The sequence below is a fragment of the Dyadobacter psychrotolerans genome (assembly GCF_004349265.1).
In the GTDB taxonomy this organism is placed as follows: Bacteria; Bacteroidota; Bacteroidia; order Cytophagales; family Spirosomataceae; genus Dyadobacter; species Dyadobacter psychrotolerans.
Genome location: NZ_SMFL01000001.1, coordinates 252,945 through 268,849, shown reverse-complemented (window position 1 = coordinate 268,849; position 15,905 = coordinate 252,945). Strand labels below are relative to the sequence as shown.

General features: G+C 42.7%; 12 protein-coding genes. 4 read left to right on the top strand and 8 right to left on the bottom strand.

The window, feature by feature from the left end; all coding sequences use genetic code 11:
• Positions 1-17 precede the first annotated feature (17 nt).
• Positions 18-767: an SDR family NAD(P)-dependent oxidoreductase gene (locus tag E0F88_RS01190; RefSeq protein WP_131955861.1), complete on the top strand. Its 750-nt coding sequence runs from the start codon at positions 18-20 to the stop codon at positions 765-767.
• Between the two features lie 41 nt (positions 768-808).
• Here E0F88_RS01190 and E0F88_RS01185 read toward each other — a convergent pair whose 3' ends face one another.
• The 8 genes from E0F88_RS01185 to E0F88_RS01150 form a co-directional block, all read right to left on the bottom strand.
• Positions 809-1,990, bottom strand: a complete 1,182-nt coding sequence (locus E0F88_RS01185) for an SGNH/GDSL hydrolase family protein (protein ID WP_131955859.1) — start codon at positions 1,988-1,990, stop codon at positions 809-811.
• 155 nt (positions 1,991-2,145) lie between these two features.
• Positions 2,146-3,129, bottom strand: coding sequence for a metallophosphoesterase (locus E0F88_RS01180; RefSeq protein WP_220466204.1), 984 nt, complete (start codon positions 3,127-3,129; stop codon positions 2,146-2,148).
• Positions 3,130-3,161: 32 nt separating this feature from the next.
• Entirely contained in the window at positions 3,162-4,763 is a 1,602-nt protein-coding gene (locus E0F88_RS01175) for a RagB/SusD family nutrient uptake outer membrane protein (RefSeq protein WP_131955855.1), read from the bottom strand.
• Positions 4,764-4,798: 35 nt separating this feature from the next.
• Positions 4,799-8,212: a SusC/RagA family TonB-linked outer membrane protein gene (locus tag E0F88_RS01170; RefSeq protein WP_131955853.1), complete on the bottom strand. Its 3,414-nt coding sequence runs from the start codon at positions 8,210-8,212 to the stop codon at positions 4,799-4,801.
• A gap of 229 nt (positions 8,213-8,441) precedes the next feature.
• On the bottom strand, positions 8,442-9,527 hold the full coding sequence (locus tag E0F88_RS01165; protein WP_131955851.1) for a FecR family protein: 1,086 nt from the start codon (positions 9,525-9,527) through the stop codon (positions 8,442-8,444).
• A 129-nt stretch (positions 9,528-9,656) separates the two neighbouring features.
• The gene (locus E0F88_RS01160; protein WP_131955849.1) at positions 9,657-10,235 is read right to left on the bottom strand and encodes an RNA polymerase sigma factor; all 579 of its coding nucleotides are present in this window, start codon (positions 10,233-10,235) and stop codon (positions 9,657-9,659) included.
• 147 nt (positions 10,236-10,382) lie between these two features.
• Positions 10,383-11,225 carry an endonuclease/exonuclease/phosphatase family protein gene (locus E0F88_RS01155; RefSeq protein WP_131955847.1) on the bottom strand — a complete coding sequence of 281 codons (843 nt, stop codon included), beginning with the start codon at positions 11,223-11,225 and terminating at the stop codon, positions 10,383-10,385.
• A 126-nt stretch (positions 11,226-11,351) separates the two neighbouring features.
• The gene (locus tag E0F88_RS01150) at positions 11,352-12,575 is read right to left on the bottom strand and encodes a purple acid phosphatase family protein (protein WP_229213639.1); all 1,224 of its coding nucleotides are present in this window, start codon (positions 12,573-12,575) and stop codon (positions 11,352-11,354) included.
• 141 nt (positions 12,576-12,716) lie between these two features.
• Between E0F88_RS01150 and E0F88_RS01145 the strand changes: the two genes are divergently transcribed.
• The 3 genes from E0F88_RS01145 to E0F88_RS01135 all read left to right on the top strand — a co-directional run bounded on the left by E0F88_RS01145 (position 12,717) and on the right by E0F88_RS01135 (position 15,887).
• Entirely contained in the window at positions 12,717-13,283 is a 567-nt protein-coding gene (locus E0F88_RS01145; RefSeq protein ID WP_131955846.1) for a 2'-5' RNA ligase family protein, read from the top strand.
• 89 nt (positions 13,284-13,372) lie between these two features.
• Entirely contained in the window at positions 13,373-14,086 is a 714-nt protein-coding gene (locus tag E0F88_RS01140; protein WP_131955844.1) for an NUDIX hydrolase, read from the top strand.
• A 139-nt stretch (positions 14,087-14,225) separates the two neighbouring features.
• Positions 14,226-15,887, top strand: coding sequence for a ribulokinase (locus tag E0F88_RS01135; RefSeq protein WP_131955842.1), 1,662 nt, complete (start codon positions 14,226-14,228; stop codon positions 15,885-15,887).
• The last annotated feature ends 18 nt before the right edge of the window (positions 15,888-15,905 follow it).

The window sequence follows — 15,905 nt, the reverse complement described above, 5'->3', positions numbered from 1 at the left end:
CTTTGATCAGGAAGAATATGAAAACGTTAGCAGGAAAAACAGCCATTGTAACAGGAGCGGGTTCAGGAATAGGTCGCAGTGTTGCTTTGATTTACGCTCAGGAAGGAGCCAATGTAGTCGTTTCTGATATCAACGAAAACGAAGGAAATGAAACGGTTCAGCTCATTACCGGAAAAGGCGGGGAAGCTTTTTTTGTAAAATCGGATTCATCAAAGGCAGAAGAAAATGAAAAACTGGTAGCTGCTACCGTTGAAAAATATGGCGCTTTGCATATTGCCTGCAACAATGCCGGCATTGGCGGCCCCTCTGCACCAACCGGTGAATATCCTGTTGAAGGGTGGGATAAAGTGATTGCAATTAACCTTTCAGGTGTGTTTTACGGAATGCGTTATCAAATTCCTGCCATGTTGAAATCGGGTGGCGGAGCCATTGTAAACATGGCATCAATACTTGGCAGTGTAGGTTTCGCAAACAGCCCTGCTTATGTTGCTGCAAAACATGGTGTAGTTGGGCTCACCAAAAACATCGCACTGGAGTACGGTTCACAGAACATCCGCGCAAACGCTGTTGGTCCCGCTTTTATCGTGACACCTTTATTAAAAGATTTCGACGAAGCAACCATGAAATTTTTGGAATCCAAACATCCGATCGGAAGACTTGGCAAACCGGAGGAGGTCGCTGAACTGGTTTTGTTCCTGAGTTCCGAGAAAGCGTCTTTCATCACCGGATCGTATTACCCCGTTGACGGCGGTTACCTGGCGCAGTAAGATTTTGATGCAGTTGTCCATCTTAAACGGGCAACTGCTTTTTACGGCAGCATGGAATAAATCCGTTCCGCAATCTGCTTCATGCCTTCATCTCCCGGATGGTTGGCAACGCCATTGTGATCAATCACATGTTTGGCTCCATCGTCACCCGTCACAATTGCTCCAATGCTGCTTTTATTTTCTTTGGTATCTAAATCATCAAGAGGAATGTACAGCACTTTTGCTGATTCGGCTGCTTTTTTTATTGCCAGATCTTTCGCGTGGTTTGTCCAGAAATTACCTGTAACAACAATCCGTGCAGCCGGTGATTTTTCTTTTATGTAGTTTATAAAATTGAGGTAGGACTGATCAAAACCTGCCAGCTCTTTTACATTTTCTCCAAGTCTGATAATGACCAGGTCGGGTTTATTTAGAAAAACGCTGTCATACGCAGCAAACACAAACTTTTCGTGATTCCTTTCCCAGCCGGACGCCTGCAATACCGAAAAATCGATCGACGGGCTGCGCTGCCTTAACAGCGAAACCAGTAAATGCACAAAATCTTTTTCCTTCGTACTTGCTGCCATCCCCCAGTTTCCCCACCAAAACGGTGCAAGCGGATGTTTGGTAATGCTGTTACCGATGATGAGGATGTTTTTGTAAGGCGTTTTACCTGAATTTTGCGAAACAATCGTTTTCCGGGCCGGTGCCTGAGAAATTAAACCTGTTTTTATTTTATAGGAAAAAGCGAGATGTGCATTTTCCATCACAGTCAGCTCGTTGCCCTTTCTGTTTTTTGAAACAAATATCTTACCTCCTTTTCCTGCAAAATAGCGCACAGGTCCGGCGGGTGTTTTGATGAAAAGCTGCTGGCCGGATTTGATGGTTTCATTAACGGCAATGACGTTTAAACCCGGTTTAACTTTTCTTTGAAATTTACGTTCAGGGATAAAAATATTGAATTGGTCGATAAGGCCAATCGCAAAAGTGACAGATCCGGTATATGCAGCGTTAATTTCAATTTTAGTTAGCAGCCCATCGGCAGGAGACAGTTCTTCGTTTCCATACCAACCTTCATTTTTTGTTTCCTTAAATGTTTTGTTAAAATCAGTGCCGCGTCCCAAGGTTAATGTGTCTGCGTCTATAAGTTTCGAATTGAAAGTTGCACAGACTCCATTTTTCTGGGAAACCAGGTTTAAGAAAAGCAGGAATGTGAAGATTAGCAAGTAGTTACGGTTTTGCATTTGTCTTTCAGGATTTAGGTAAAAATCAATGTCCTGACGACCAGAATGATTTGGCTGCCAGGACACGAAGTAAAACAAATTAAGTAACAGTGAAAAATCAGCTTAATGTTTTGGCAGCATGTTTAATGTCATTGCTTAAAACTTGCAGCTAACCGCTAATTAAACAGCCATTTCCGTTTCAGGAATTTTACATCTGAAAAAGAAAATTTGGATTCATCTTCCCTTGTTTTGTTGTAATAAGGCGAATACATCTTCGCCGACATGGTTTTCTTTTTTGTATCAATTTCCAAAAGCCTGATATAACCGCCGCCAAAATCTTCGTGCTGGTAATCCTGAAGCATCTGATAAATATCATTTCCTTTTTCGCCCTTATCTATTCGGTGCGCAGAAGGAACAACATGTCCGCTTAGTACCATCCTTACATTTTTGTGTTTGGAAATCATCTGATCATAAATCGCTTTCGTAGTCAGATCCCCGTAACCGGCATTGGTTTTGTTGATTTCTCCTTTTGGCGTCAGGTGAAAGTGCGTGAGGATAATCACGTTGTACTTTTTGTTGTCCGAGATAATTTTATTGGCCCAGTCAACAGGTCCCTGACGTGCACAGAATTCAAGAGTAATCACCAGCCATTTCATTCCGCCGGCTTTGAAAGTATAGTAAGCATTATCACTTTTATTTTCCTCATAACGACCCTTTTGCATGGTAAATCTACTTACAGGAAAGTAGGTGTTGAACTTTGTTGTTTTACGCAAATTCTGATTTACATTTCCCGGAGCGGCACTTCCGCTATTTACACCAACTGCCTCCGTATCATGATTTCCAACAGCAATGGCATAACCGACCTTCGCACTGTCCAGGATTTTGTAACCTTTGCTGGCGGTTTCGTAATGTTTGATGTTATCGAAATTAACCAGGTCACCTACATGCAGAACGATCGGCATATTCAGCGAATCTTTACTTTTTGCGATCCAGTTTAGCTGGCTGTAAAACATTTCCGGCTTGCTGCCTACTTCCGATTGTGTATCCGGAAGGATAGGCAAAACAAACTTTTGAGCTGAAACCAGCTGACTGCCTGTTGAAAATATTACAGCGGTTAAAAAAAATATTGCGCCTTTTAATCTGAATTTTTGAGCTTTCACTTTCTGAAATTTAATTTTTAAATAGGGGCAGATTACCATTTTGGATTTTGTTTCAAAGCCGGATTCAGTCCGATTTCGTTAACCGGGAAAGGCCACAGGTAATCTTTTGCCGGGTCGAAAAAGCGGAACGAAGCATTCTGAGCAATAATGTATCCCTGTGGATCCAGTACAACGGGTGTTTCGACGCCGAATTCTGTTTTGAAATAAAAATTGCCTAAAACTGTTTTTGGAAGTTCTGTTTCAGCCGTTTTCCATCGTATCAAATCCCAGTAGCGGAGGTTTTCTAAAGCCAGCTCAACGCGACGTTCACGGCGGATTTCTTCCTGCATACTCAAACCGTTGGCGGTAACGAAAGCGTTTGTCAACACGGCAACTTTTGCCCGTTTGCGAAGCAGGTTTATAGATAAATCAAGATCCGCATCCGAAATAGTGCCATCCAACTCATATTTCGCTTCTGCATAGGTTAACAAAACCTCGGCATAACGAAGCAAAGTAAGATCGAGCAAAGCCTGACGGGTTGTAAAGTCCAGTGCGTTAAAATATTTCTTGGGACCAAATCCTGTTTTGAAATAATTCAGTGGTGTGTTGAACTTTGCTCCCGTATTGTAATCTTCGCCTTGTTTGAAAACAGTTCCGGTAAGACGTTCGTCACGGTCTGTAAAGACGTCAACCGAAGTAACGGGGGTTTTGTATAGCGGTGATTTTGTTATTGGCAAACCGTCCTTCATCAGGTAGCTGTCCACCAGACTTTTGGTTGGGTTGACTCCACCAGTGTATAATTCAGTCGAAAAATTATGGTTTAAGACGAGGTTGGCGGGATCGGTTCCGTATTGTTTTACCAGGATATTTTCTCTGTTTGCACGTCCCTCACCTGCATACTGAAATAATGCGGTATAATTTGCAAAAAGGTCATGTTGTTTGCTGTCGATTACGGCTTTTGCTGCCGCGGCGGCCAATGTCAGATGCTGGGTTGGGTCTCCGTCTTTGTGAAACTTTGCCCGCGTTCCTTCAAACAAAGCGATCCGGGCTTTCATGGAAAGTGCTGTTGTATTGGCGATACGTCCATAACCGGCAGTTCCCAAAACAGTTGGCGTTGGTAAATTCGCTGCTGCGAAATCCAGATCTTCGTAAATCTGTTTCATGATTTCAGCACGTGGTTTTGCAGGTTCATTTAGTTCCGGAGAATCATTCTGCAATGTTTTCAGGATAAGCGGAACATTGCCATATTTCTGCACAAGTCTGATATATCCGTAAGCCCTGTAAAACCGTGCTTCTCCGATGTAACGGTTTTTAATGGCATCTGTAACCGGTGCCGGCGGAACTTTTTCAATGATGTTGTTGGCTGCACGAATCAGCTGATAAGGAGCTGTATAATCCGCAGATGTTGCCGGAGCCAGTCTTGTACCATCGCTGATCGGGTCTGACTGGGTGCCATAAGCATTGTCTGACCAAACCTCATCTTCGGTGAAACCAGGTAAAAATGTGTACAAATAATTGGCCGCTGCCTTGATGTCGGCTTCTGATTTCCAGAAAGATGCATCACTGATCTGCGTTTCGGGAAGCCGCTCTACGTCACAGGCAAGCAGACTTACAATTAACAGAAGAACAGGTATTTTATATAGTATCTTTTTCATAAATGTCATGAAAATATTTTTTTCTGAATAAACCATTAGAAAGTAAGGTTAAGACCTACGGCTGCCGTTGCAAAAAACGGATAATCAGCCGCTACGCCGTCGCGCTGTTCCGGATCAAAATAACCTCTGAATTTACCCAAACCCGAAAGCGTGAAAAGATCCTGACCGGTGAAGTAAATTCTTGCCCTTGCAATCTTCACTTTACTCAGCAGGGAAGGACGTAATGAATAACCCACCTGAATATTTTTCAGACGGACATATTTGCCATCCAGGATCCACTTATCGGCTGTCAGGTAGTTATGTGTTGCGTTCACAAATGGGCGGGGGAACATCGCATTCGGGTTTTCTGGTGTCCAGTAATCTCGGTGAACGGCCAAAGCCTGGTAGTAACTTGCGATGTTCGGGTCAAGTGCCTGACGGGTTGGAACAAAATTTCTTTTTCCTACACCTTGTAAAAAGGCAGTAAAGTCAAATCCTTTCCATTGCATGTTCAGGTTAAAACCGAATAAATAACGAGGCTGGGTTGTTCCCTGATAAACAAGGTCACCATGATCTTCTGAACTTCCTGAACCAACACTGATCCTCTTGTCACCATTTACATCAATATACTTCACATCACCAGCTGCCGTGCGGCTATCCTGAAATGCCCATGTTTTCACTTCGTCGTTGGTCTGGAAATAACCATCCGTTTTGTAACCCCAGATAGAATTGATCGGATAACCTTCCAGCGTACCAACTGTTCCGGCAGAAATTACTCTTCTTCCGGCAAAATTGATCAGTTTGTTCTGGTTGTCGGAAACATTCAGGCCAACATTAAAAGTAAAATGATCGCCGATGCGGTCGCGGTATCTAAGTTCCGCTTCCCAACCCCATGATTTAAGCTCGCCATTATTTACCCTTGGCGTACCTACACCAAATGTTGCCGGCAGTTGCAATGCACTAAGCATGTTACGGTTGTACTTCACATAATAGTCAAGACTAGCAGAAACTTTATTTTTGAAAAGGCCAATGTCAAGTCCGCCATTTGTCGTTTCAATTGTTTCCCATGACAGCTGTGAAGAAGGAACTGTTGTTTGAGCAAAATAGGTGCTTTTTACTTCCGGAGATCCCAAAACCAGATTTGCGTTTCTGTTCATTAAAGCCAGATAATCGTAAAGACCTATTCCCGAAGCAGCGCCAAGTCTTCCCCAGGATCCTCTTAGTTTTAACTCTGAAACAAATGGGACCGAAAACCAGGATTCACGATGGATGTTCCAACCGGCAGAAAGGGAAGGAAATGCTTTGGTACGAAGCCCGGGAGCCAAACGCGAACTTTCATCAACACGGAAGGTAGCCTCAAAAAGATACCGGTCGGCATAACTGTAATTAAAACGACCGAAGTAAGACTGGAACGCGTAGGTATTAATTCTTTGCGAATTTGTTTTTGTTGTTTCGTCTCCCAAACCAAGTGATGGCAATTCGTTGCTTACCATGTTGGTTACACCGGTTGAAATTTCTTCAAAACGGCTGTCTTCCCACTGGTAACCTCCCAAAACATGGAATTTATGATTTTTGGCAATCCGCAGATCGTAATCGACCAGAAACTGGAGGTTGGTATTTTGCGTCACATCGTTTGTTACAGAATAGGAGTTAGGTGTATTCAGGATATCACCGATGGCCGTACGATACCATCTTTGTACGGTACGTTTGAAAATATCACGATCTCCGCGGCGATACTGTGCGCCATAAATTGCACGTACTTCCAGACCTTTTACAAAATTGTTCAGCCTTGCGGTAAAAACGCCATCGAAGAAATTACGGTTATAGTTGTTGAACCCACCTGCGTCCATCTGAGCATAGGCGGTTGCACCCGAAGTGGTGTTATAACGGCCGTCGGGCGTCAACAATGGGTTTTGGCTCGAATAACGGTAAAGGTTAAAAAGTAAAGCTCCGTTACCGTTCGTTCCTACAGAAGGTGCTTCCTGTTTCTGCAGCGTGTAGGTAATTCTGGAATCCAGAGAGAGATGTTTCGTTAGTTGAGTTCCTAAATTCAATCGTAAATTATAACGGTTGTTTTTATCAGGACCCACTTTGAAAACACCCTGTTTGTCATAATATCCAAGTGAAACCAGGAAATTCAGTTTGTCCGTTCCGCCTCTTGCAGAAATGTTGTGCGTTTGCATCAGCGTGTTTTTCCTGAGCAGCTGATCAATGATACTTTCTGTTCCGTAGTATTGGTAACGGGTTGTGTCATTGGGATTAACACGGTAAGTAATTTTGCCTTCTTTTAAAATAGCAATCGTTTCGGCGCTGTGTGCCGCTGCCGCGCCCGAGTTCAAGCGGGCCATGTTGTTGTATTCCAATTCCTCCCAGGTCGGCATTCTTTCCGGCACGTTCAATGCCCAGTCTGTACCTACGATTGATGAAAACTCAAATACTGTTTTACCCGATTTTCCTTTTTTTGAAGTAACAAGAATAACGCCTCCCGCAGCCTGCGCACCGTAAATGGCCGCGGCTGCTGCATCTTTCAAAACTGTTACACTTTCAATATCATTTGGGTTGAGCGCCTGTAATGACACGCCGGGACTGCTTACACCATCCACAATCAAAAGCGGCTCTACGTTTCCGTTGGCAGAAGTTGCTCCGCGAACCTGGATCCCGATTCCTTCTTCTCCCGGCTGACCGGTTTGGCGGGTAATGGATAGACCGGGAGATAAACCCTGCAATGCCATAGCCAGATTGGATACAGGACGATTTTCTATTTCCCTGGAAGTAACCGTTGAAACTGCGCCTGTCAGATTTTCCTTTTTTTGCGTGCCGTAACCCACGACAACGACTTCTTCCAGCGATTTTGGATCAACACGAAGATCAATATCCAATCGTGAGCGGTTGCCGACGGTCGTTTCGAAAGAAGTGTATCCAACAAAGCTGAAAACAAGCACTGCGTTTTCATTAGGAACATTTATTTCAAAAGCGCCTTTACCATCGGTGGTCGTTCCCTGCGACGAACCTTTTAGAATCACACTTACACCGGTCAGAAATTCTTTGTCGTCCGGATCCCTGACAGTTCCTTTGATGGTTATTTCGGCTTTTGGAGAATTGGGCAAAGGTGTGATTACGCCTGTTTTTGGTTCTTCGGTGGCTGCCGGAGCTGGTTTTTTATTCAGGATAATGTAGTTTCCTGAAACGGTATACTTAATCTGAAGCGGCGTAAGAATCTGTTCAAGCACAACATCCAGCTGTTGATTGCTGGCGGAAATACTTACTTTCTGATTTTGAACCAGAGATGGCACATAGGAGAATTTTACTTTTGTGCTTTTTTCAATGGAAGCTAAAACAATTTTTAACGCCTGTTGATCAGCCTGAATACTTACCTGTCGGTTCAGTAACTCCTGGCCCAAACCATTGCTGGCAAGAGAAAGGCTGCTGAAAAGCAGTGTGATAAGAAATGGTACTAATGTAACTTTCATAGCAGTTGACAAAAGTTTTGACTGTATACAATTTTTTTGCATAATTTTAGAATGGTTTTAAATGTAAACGAACGGGCAAAACCCTCCCTTGCTCCATTTTATGGTGCTTTGTTTTTTAGTAAAACAGGGAGATTTCAAGCCGGCAATGCTCGACCCATTGCCGGCTTTCTTGATTAATCAGGTACTACTTTACAGGCATAGAAAGAATCAGATAGTTTAAATTTTTACTTTATTCACAACCTTCTCCGGAAATGATAATTTGTCCGTCTCTAACCTGATAGCTCGCACCAACTGTTTTGCAAACAATATCAAGCTTGGAGAAAAAGGATTCATTACTTAATGCAACTCTGAGAAAACAATGGCGCATAACAGCTTCGTCATAAATAATGGGGATACCGTAGGCTTTTTCCAGAATGGAGAAAACTTCGCCGATCGGGCGGTTATCGAACACAAAATCCGGCTCCGATTCGGGTTTGGTAATTTCAACCGGCGTTTCCACAATTGATTTTGAGATCAGGTTATCTTTTGCAGAAAACAGGGCTTGTTGGTTAGGGGTTAGGAGTAGTTCAGTATTCTTTTTTTCCTGATGGGCTATATCCCGGATCGGCACCACGGTTACCCGGCCTGAGCGGACAAGCACTTCAACATCCGCATCGATAGCTCGAATAAGAAAGCTGGTGCCTACAACCCGGGTTAAAAGACCATTGGCATAAACAAAGAATGGATTTTTAACATCCTTTTCTACATCAAAAAAAGCTTCTCCTGTCAGATAAACTTCTCTTTTATGATTTCTAACAAAGGTTTCAGCATAGCTGATACGGCTCGAAGGTGTTAGTTTCACGACGCTTCCGTCAGGTAGTTTGACCTGTTTTGAAACATTGGTCTCATTCACAATCTCCAGCAGTGGTTCATCAATCCGGGAAACATACTGGCTGTATGCTTTCACCGACTGCGGCTGATTTATGTCACTTGTGATCTTCCAGCCTATTGCTGTAAAAATGATCACAGAAGCGGCAGCGGAAAACCATTTAATGGGAAACAACGGCCTGGATTTGGCCACAATTTCTTTTTTGCCGGTTGTCTGCATGATGCGGTTCACTTCATTTTCCAGTTCAGGAGCAGAAAGTCCGGAGTTGCTTGCTATCAGGCTGAGGATGATTTCTCTTGCCTGGTACATGAGCGCAACTTTTTCGGGATAGTGAATGGCAATTTCATTCCAGATTTCATCACCTGCATGATCCTGCCCTGCAATCCATGCACGGAACTGGTCATCCAGTAAAAAGTCTTCGAGGGTGTAGTTATGATAGTCTTTCATTTCAAAGCACCATAATTGCGGCGCTTCCAAATGTATAATCGGAAATCCGATCAATTATCATCAAAAAAATGAAAAAAAATCTTAGATTAATTAATTGTTAAATTTTTGATTCTGAGAGAGGGCAAATTGTTAATCAAATAACAGTACTGAGAAGAAAGTATAAAGAAGAACCTGCCATTTTTCTCTGAATAATTTCAGGGTTTGGTAAAGCAGGTTGGCTACGGCAGGGCGAGAGATAACGAGTAATTCGGCGATTTGATCGTTGGATAGATTCTGATAAAATTTGAGATGGATGATCTCCTGCTGACGGCGCGTAAGCGTGCTCAGAATATGTTTGATCTGAAGCTTTTTTTCGTCGGACAACTCGTTTGAAATTATTCTGGTTTCTTCGTCTTCCTCAAAACCAAACTGGGTTGAGTCATGTTGGTCTGCTTCCTCGAAAACATCGGAGCGTTGTTTTTCTTTGTAGATCCGGTTACGTAAACTTTTCAGCAGATAAGGCCGGATGCAGTCGGTTTGTCCAAGCGCTTCACGACGTTCCCACAAATTGGTAAACAAATCGTGAACATGATCTTTTAATGCATCCCGGTCGGAGGTGAACTTTCGGCCGTACTCGAACAGAGGCTGGTAGTAGGTTCTAATCAATGATTCAAAAGCAACTCTGTCGCCTTCCTTAAATCGTTGCCAAAGAATACTATCCTGCTGCATTACCGGGTTGGAGAAAACTGTTGATTCAAAATTACCGCATTTCCTTCTGTGCTGAAAGTTTTCTGCCGTTCCGGAGTCATTGGTAACGATAAGATAATATTCCTGTGTTTCAAAAACTACTTACGTTTGAAACACAGGAACAGATGTTTATTTGATCGTTGCTTTAATCAAAACAGGTTGATGGTCAGAAGGATATCGTTGTTCCTTTGCATCGGTTAGTACACCGTATTTTAGTACATCAATATTCTTTGTCACAAAAATATAATCAATCCGAACGGTCATAGGTGCGTCAAACTTAAAAGCATTAAAGGTGCCTTCCGGCCCATAGGGTGGCTGTTTGGTAATATTATGTGAATCATTTAAATGTGCCTGGATTGTTTTGATCTGTTCTGTGTCGGGCGTTGAGTTGAAGTCGCCGGTCAGTATTGTCGTTGCATTTCCTGCGATTTCTTTGATCTTTTTAACCATTAAAAAACCGGATTGCCTGCGCGCTTCCACACCCTGATGATCAAAGTGAACATTGAAGAAAAAGAATTCTTTTTTGGTAACTAAGTCCTGAAATTTACCCCAGGATGAGATCCGGTTACAGCAGGTTGCGTCCCATCCTTTTCCCGGTTTATCAGGTGTTTCGCTAAGCCAGAAATCGCCGGATTTGAGTAACTTGAAACGGTCTTTTTTGTAAAAGATCGCAGAATGTTCTCCTCCTTCCAATCCGTCATCACGCCCTTTTCCAATGTAGGCGTAACCCGGTAATTCCGCTATGTTCTTCAACTGATCAACTAACGCTTCCTGGACGCCAAAAATATCAAATTCATGAAAAACGATAAGGGCTTTTACATTTTCCTTCCGGTTTGGCCAGGCGTTTATTCCGTCACCTTTGTTGTTATACCGAATATTATAACTGGCAATATTTAAAGTCGTACTTTTCTGTGCGACAGTAACTTCTGTAATAAATGGCAGAAGAAAAATTAAAAGAAATAACTTTTTCATGAATTAAACTATGTGGTAGCAAAAAATGGTTGAACTATTGATTTTAATAAAACTCTGTTTGATCGGCGGATAACCAGCTAATCGCTTACAGCTTCGTAATGATCATAAGCCTAAACAAGACAGGATTTACCTGGATTTTTTTACGATCGTATATTTGCCTACAACTTCGCCGTCGTCGCGAATCATGCGAAGATTCAGTTCTTTGCTGGTTGCATGCAGCTTGATCAAAGTGCGGTTTCCTTCAATCGGACCGCCGCCGATTACGATAGGAAAATTATGCGTTGCATCTGCATCGTGAGTAGCATAACGATGCGTATGTCCGGAAAGCTGAAGATCAAATTTTGCCTTGTTCAACGTAGGTCCAAAAACCTGCCGGCAATGCAAAGTCCCATGCCAGTCGCCTGAATGCCAGGGCGAGATATGGATTAACAGTATGCGGAAATGTGATTTTTTAAAAGCCTCTGTTTCAATTTCCTTTTCCAGCCATTTTTGTTGTGTTTCACGATAACGGTCAAATGCTGAAAGACCGCCGTACTCTACACTGTCGTCCGCTTTGTCTTCACCCGAATCAAGGATCACGAAATGAACGGGACCTCTTGTGAAAGAGTAGTAGAATTTGTTTTCAGGATAGGCAAAGTATTGCGGAATATGCCGGGAAAAGCTGCCGCGGCACTCGTGGTTTCCCTGTGTGAGTATAAAAGGAAACTCCGTAGCAAAAATATCAACGGTTGGTTTAATAAGATGATCTACTACCTGGCTCTCTTCTGTAACCCAGTCAAAACAGTCTCCGTTGAAAACCACGAAATCGTAATCCCGTTTGTTGCCCGTGTAACCGTGTCGGTAAAGCAGCTGCGGAATGATTTGAGGCCGGTCGTGAATATCGTTAAAAACCACCATTTTAAATTCATCTTCGTTAGCAGCAGGTGTTTTGAAACCATACATGACACTGCTGATCGTTTCACCAAACTCGACTTTTGAACCCTTGTACCCCAGAACTTCGGTAGAGACGATTTTGTACTTATGTTCGGTACCTGGCTTCAGACCTGAAATGGTGATTTTGTTGATCCGGTTGTTGGCTTCGATCAAACCGTTGCTATAACCGAATTCCCGCTTGCTGGTGTAAGTTCCCGCACCATATTCCAGCCAACTGAAACTGTTTTTGTGGGTAATCCACATCACCGTTACTTCATCACTGCTTATGTTTTGTAAATAAGGGCCGGCTACAAAATGATTCTTTTCTTCGGCTGCTTCTGATGTTAAAGGGTTAGCTGAGGATGCCGTGGCAGACAGCAAACTCAGTGCGCCGATTTTGGACATTTTGTCAAGAAATTCTCTTCTGTCTGAAAGCATTTTTATTTAAATTTTTAGGAACATATCCTGAAAAGTATACAAAAGAGATTTATTACTAAAACAAAAATGGAAGGTAATGTGCTTAAGCATTTTTATCTTCCATTTTTGTTTTAAGAAATTGATAAGATTTGGAATTCAAACATGGAAATTCAGAACCTGTACTTCATTGCCATTATCCCGCCGGAAGATGTTTGTGATGAAATCATAACAATTCAGCGATATCTTGCGGACCGGTTTCAGACAAGAAAATCTTTAAAGGTGGTGCCGCATATTACCTTGAAGGCACCCTTTGCGTGTTTGGCAACGGAGCATCAAAATGTTGTTGACTGGTTCGACCGGTTGCATTTATCTGTAAAACCTTTTTCTGTCGAATTGAACGATTTCGGTTCTTTTCCTAATAGCAAACAACCGGTGATCTATATTAAGCCGGAGGAAAATCAATCCTTAACAGAATTACAGAAAAGTCTTTTGAGTCAATTTCAAACAATTTTTCCTGAAAACGAAGTCAAAAAACTTGAACTGATATTCAGGCCACATTTAACGGTTGCATATCGTGACTTAAAACCTGAATTTTTCAGGGTGGCCTGGAAGGAATTTAGTGTCAGGAAATATGGAGCTTCATTTGACGTTGGGCATATTCATTTGCTTCTCCACGACCAGGTGAAATGGAATTTGATTCGAAGTTTAGCTCTTAACGGCTTAGCTTAAATTGTTTCACAGTAAGGTCCGGCCGGAGTTTGCTTTATTTGTCAAAAGAATCTTTTAACATACAGGATGTTTATACAGCACAACGAAGTATGACAAGTTATCCGAACATATCAGGCATTTTGCTGGCTATTGATTGTATCATTTTTGGCTTTGACGGGAAGGATATTAAACTGCTATTGATTAAAAGAAATTTTGAACCGCAGAAAGGCAGTTGGTCCCTGATGGGTGGATTCCTTGAAGCAAATGAAAATCTGGAAGATGGTGCAACCCGGATCCTGCATGATCTGACTGGATTAAAAAATATCTATGTCGAACAGCTGGGTGTATATGGAAATGTACAGCGTGATCCGGTAACGAGAACAGTTTCGGTCGTTTTTTTTGCTCTGATCAACATTGATGACCACAGCGAAGAAGCTGTCAAACTGCATAACGCCTCATGGATAAGCCTCGATCAGCGGCCGTCCCTGATTTTTGATCATAACGAAATGGTTTATAAAGCAATCGAACATTTGCGATACAAAGCTGCTTTGCACCCGATAGGTTTTGAATTACTTCCTGAACAGTTTACCATTCCCCAGCTTCAAAAGTTATACGAAGCGATTTATAATACACCAATCGATCGCCGGAATTTCAGCCGGAAATTATTGTCGACAGGTTTGCTGATTGACACAGGAATTAAAAATGCACATTCTGCAACAAAAAAAGCGGCGCTATACAAACTCGATACTGCCAGATACAAGGAGAAATTCAATTCATTCTGGAATTTCATGCCTGATTCGATGGAAAACGGAGTGAGAATCTAAAAAAACGATAAAGAGTAATGCTTAAAATATTTAACAAAATAAATGTGTCAAATATACACTATAAGTACAATTGTTTATATTTGTCCATCGATTAGTTAAATTTGATTTTAGTCGGTCACATTTTGTTCCACCCTTACAAATGCAAGAAAAATACGTAATTGGAATTGACTTCGGCACCGATTCGGTCCGGGCTCTGATTGTTAACGCTGCAACGGGCGAATCCGCGGGAACGGCCGTGTTCGAATATCCGCGCTGGAAAGAAGGGAAGTACTGTGATCCGGCGATTTCTCAGTTTCGTCAACACCCATTGGATTATCTCGAAGGACTTGAATATTCCGTTGTTAAAGCATTAACTGCGGCACCGGAAAATGTAAAAGAAAATATAAAAGCAATTGCCATTGATACAACCGGGTCGACACCCATTGCTGTGAATCGGGAAGGAAAAGCGCTGGCTTTGCTGCCTGGCTTTGAAGAAAACCCAAATGCTATGTTTATTTTGTGGAAAGATCACACCGCGAATGCAGAGTCAGAAGAGATAAATTCACTCGCACATAGCTGGCCGGTTGACTATACAAAATACGTTGGAGGCATATACTCGTCAGAATGGTTTTGGTCAAAAATCCTGCGTACACTTAGAGTGGATGAGCAGGTAAGAGAAAATGCTTATTCCTGGGTTGAACATTGCGACTGGATTTCTGCTGAGCTAACGGGTGTTACAGATCCCTTGCTTTTGAAAAGGTCACGCTGTGCAGCCGGTCATAAAGCACTCTGGCATCAGGAGTTTGACGGGTTGCCTTCCAATGATTTTTTTAAAGAACTGGACCCGTTGCTTGACGGACTTCGTGACAGGCTTTTTACTGAAACCGAAACCTCGGATAAACCGCTTGGTACCATCTCAAAAAGCTGGGCTGAAAAGCTTGGTATACCCGAAGATGTGGTTATTGGAGTCGGTGCTTTTGATGCGCATATGGGTGCAGTAGGAGCTTTGATAGAACCTTATGTACTTTGCAAAGTAATCGGAACTTCAACATGCGATATGCTTGTGGCACCTTCTGAGGAAGCCGGACATTTACTGATTAAGGGGATTTGTGGCCAGGTTGATGGTTCGGTTGTGCCGGGCATGCTGGGTATGGAGGCCGGACAATCGGCTTTTGGTGACATTTATGCATGGTTTGCAAAACTCATAACAGGTCCGGTTGAGGCGCTGTTGGGTGAAGCTGCTTCAAAAGAATTGTCGGAAAAACTGATTCCCTATCTGGCTGAACAGGCTGCTCTGCTGCCGGTTACCGAAAAAGATATTGTTGCAATTGACTGGCATAACGGAAGACGTACACCCGATGCCAAACATACGTTAAAAGGCGCAATCCTGGGACTTAATCTGGCAAGCAACAGCGCCAAAATTTTCAAATCACTGGTGGAAGCAACTGCTTTCGGCTCAAAAAGTATTGTAGAAAGATTCCGTAACGAAGGTATTCAAATACATGAAGTGATTGCAATCGGCGGAGTTGCCAAGAAATCACCTTTCGTGATGCAGACCCTTGCTGATATCCTGGATATGCCTATAAAAGTCGCGGTTTCTGAACAAGCCTGTGCCTTAGGAGCAGCCATGTTTGCTTCGGTTGCTTCGGGTATTTATGCGTCTTTGCCGGAAGCACAGCAGGCCATGAGTTCCGGTTTCGATGCCGTTTATCATCCCAGACCTGACATTGCCGCTGTTTATAAATTGCTGTATCAGAAATACCTGCAATCCGGTAATTTTGTCGAAAACGAATTTTTAAGAAAACAAAGTCATCTCGGCTGAGCCGGCTTATCAAATGAT

Bases quoted from the DNA above. Each gene is read 5' to 3' on its own strand.
- E0F88_RS01160 (WP_131955849.1), bottom strand. From the start codon at position 10,235: ATGCAGCAGGATAGTATTCTTTGGCAACGATTTAAGGAAGGCGACAGA.
- E0F88_RS01155 (WP_131955847.1), bottom strand. From the start codon at position 11,225: ATGAAAAAGTTATTTCTTTTAATTTTTCTTCTGCCATTTATTACAGAA.
- E0F88_RS01175 (WP_131955855.1), bottom strand. From the start codon at position 4,763: ATGAAAAAGATACTATATAAAATACCTGTTCTTCTGTTAATTGTAAGT.
- E0F88_RS01170 (WP_131955853.1), bottom strand. From the start codon at position 8,212: ATGAAAGTTACATTAGTACCATTTCTTATCACACTGCTTTTCAGCAGC.
- E0F88_RS01190 (WP_131955861.1), top strand. From the start codon at position 18: ATGAAAACGTTAGCAGGAAAAACAGCCATTGTAACAGGAGCGGGTTCA.
- E0F88_RS01150 (WP_229213639.1), bottom strand. From the start codon at position 12,575: ATGCTTTCAGACAGAAGAGAATTTCTTGACAAAATGTCCAAAATCGGC.
- E0F88_RS01185 (WP_131955859.1), bottom strand. From the start codon at position 1,990: ATGCAAAACCGTAACTACTTGCTAATCTTCACATTCCTGCTTTTCTTA.
- E0F88_RS01145 (WP_131955846.1), top strand. From the start codon at position 12,717: ATGGAAATTCAGAACCTGTACTTCATTGCCATTATCCCGCCGGAAGAT.
- E0F88_RS01140 (WP_131955844.1), top strand. From the start codon at position 13,373: ATGACAAGTTATCCGAACATATCAGGCATTTTGCTGGCTATTGATTGT.
- E0F88_RS01135 (WP_131955842.1), top strand. From the start codon at position 14,226: ATGCAAGAAAAATACGTAATTGGAATTGACTTCGGCACCGATTCGGTC.
- E0F88_RS01165 (WP_131955851.1), bottom strand. From the start codon at position 9,527: ATGAAAGACTATCATAACTACACCCTCGAAGACTTTTTACTGGATGAC.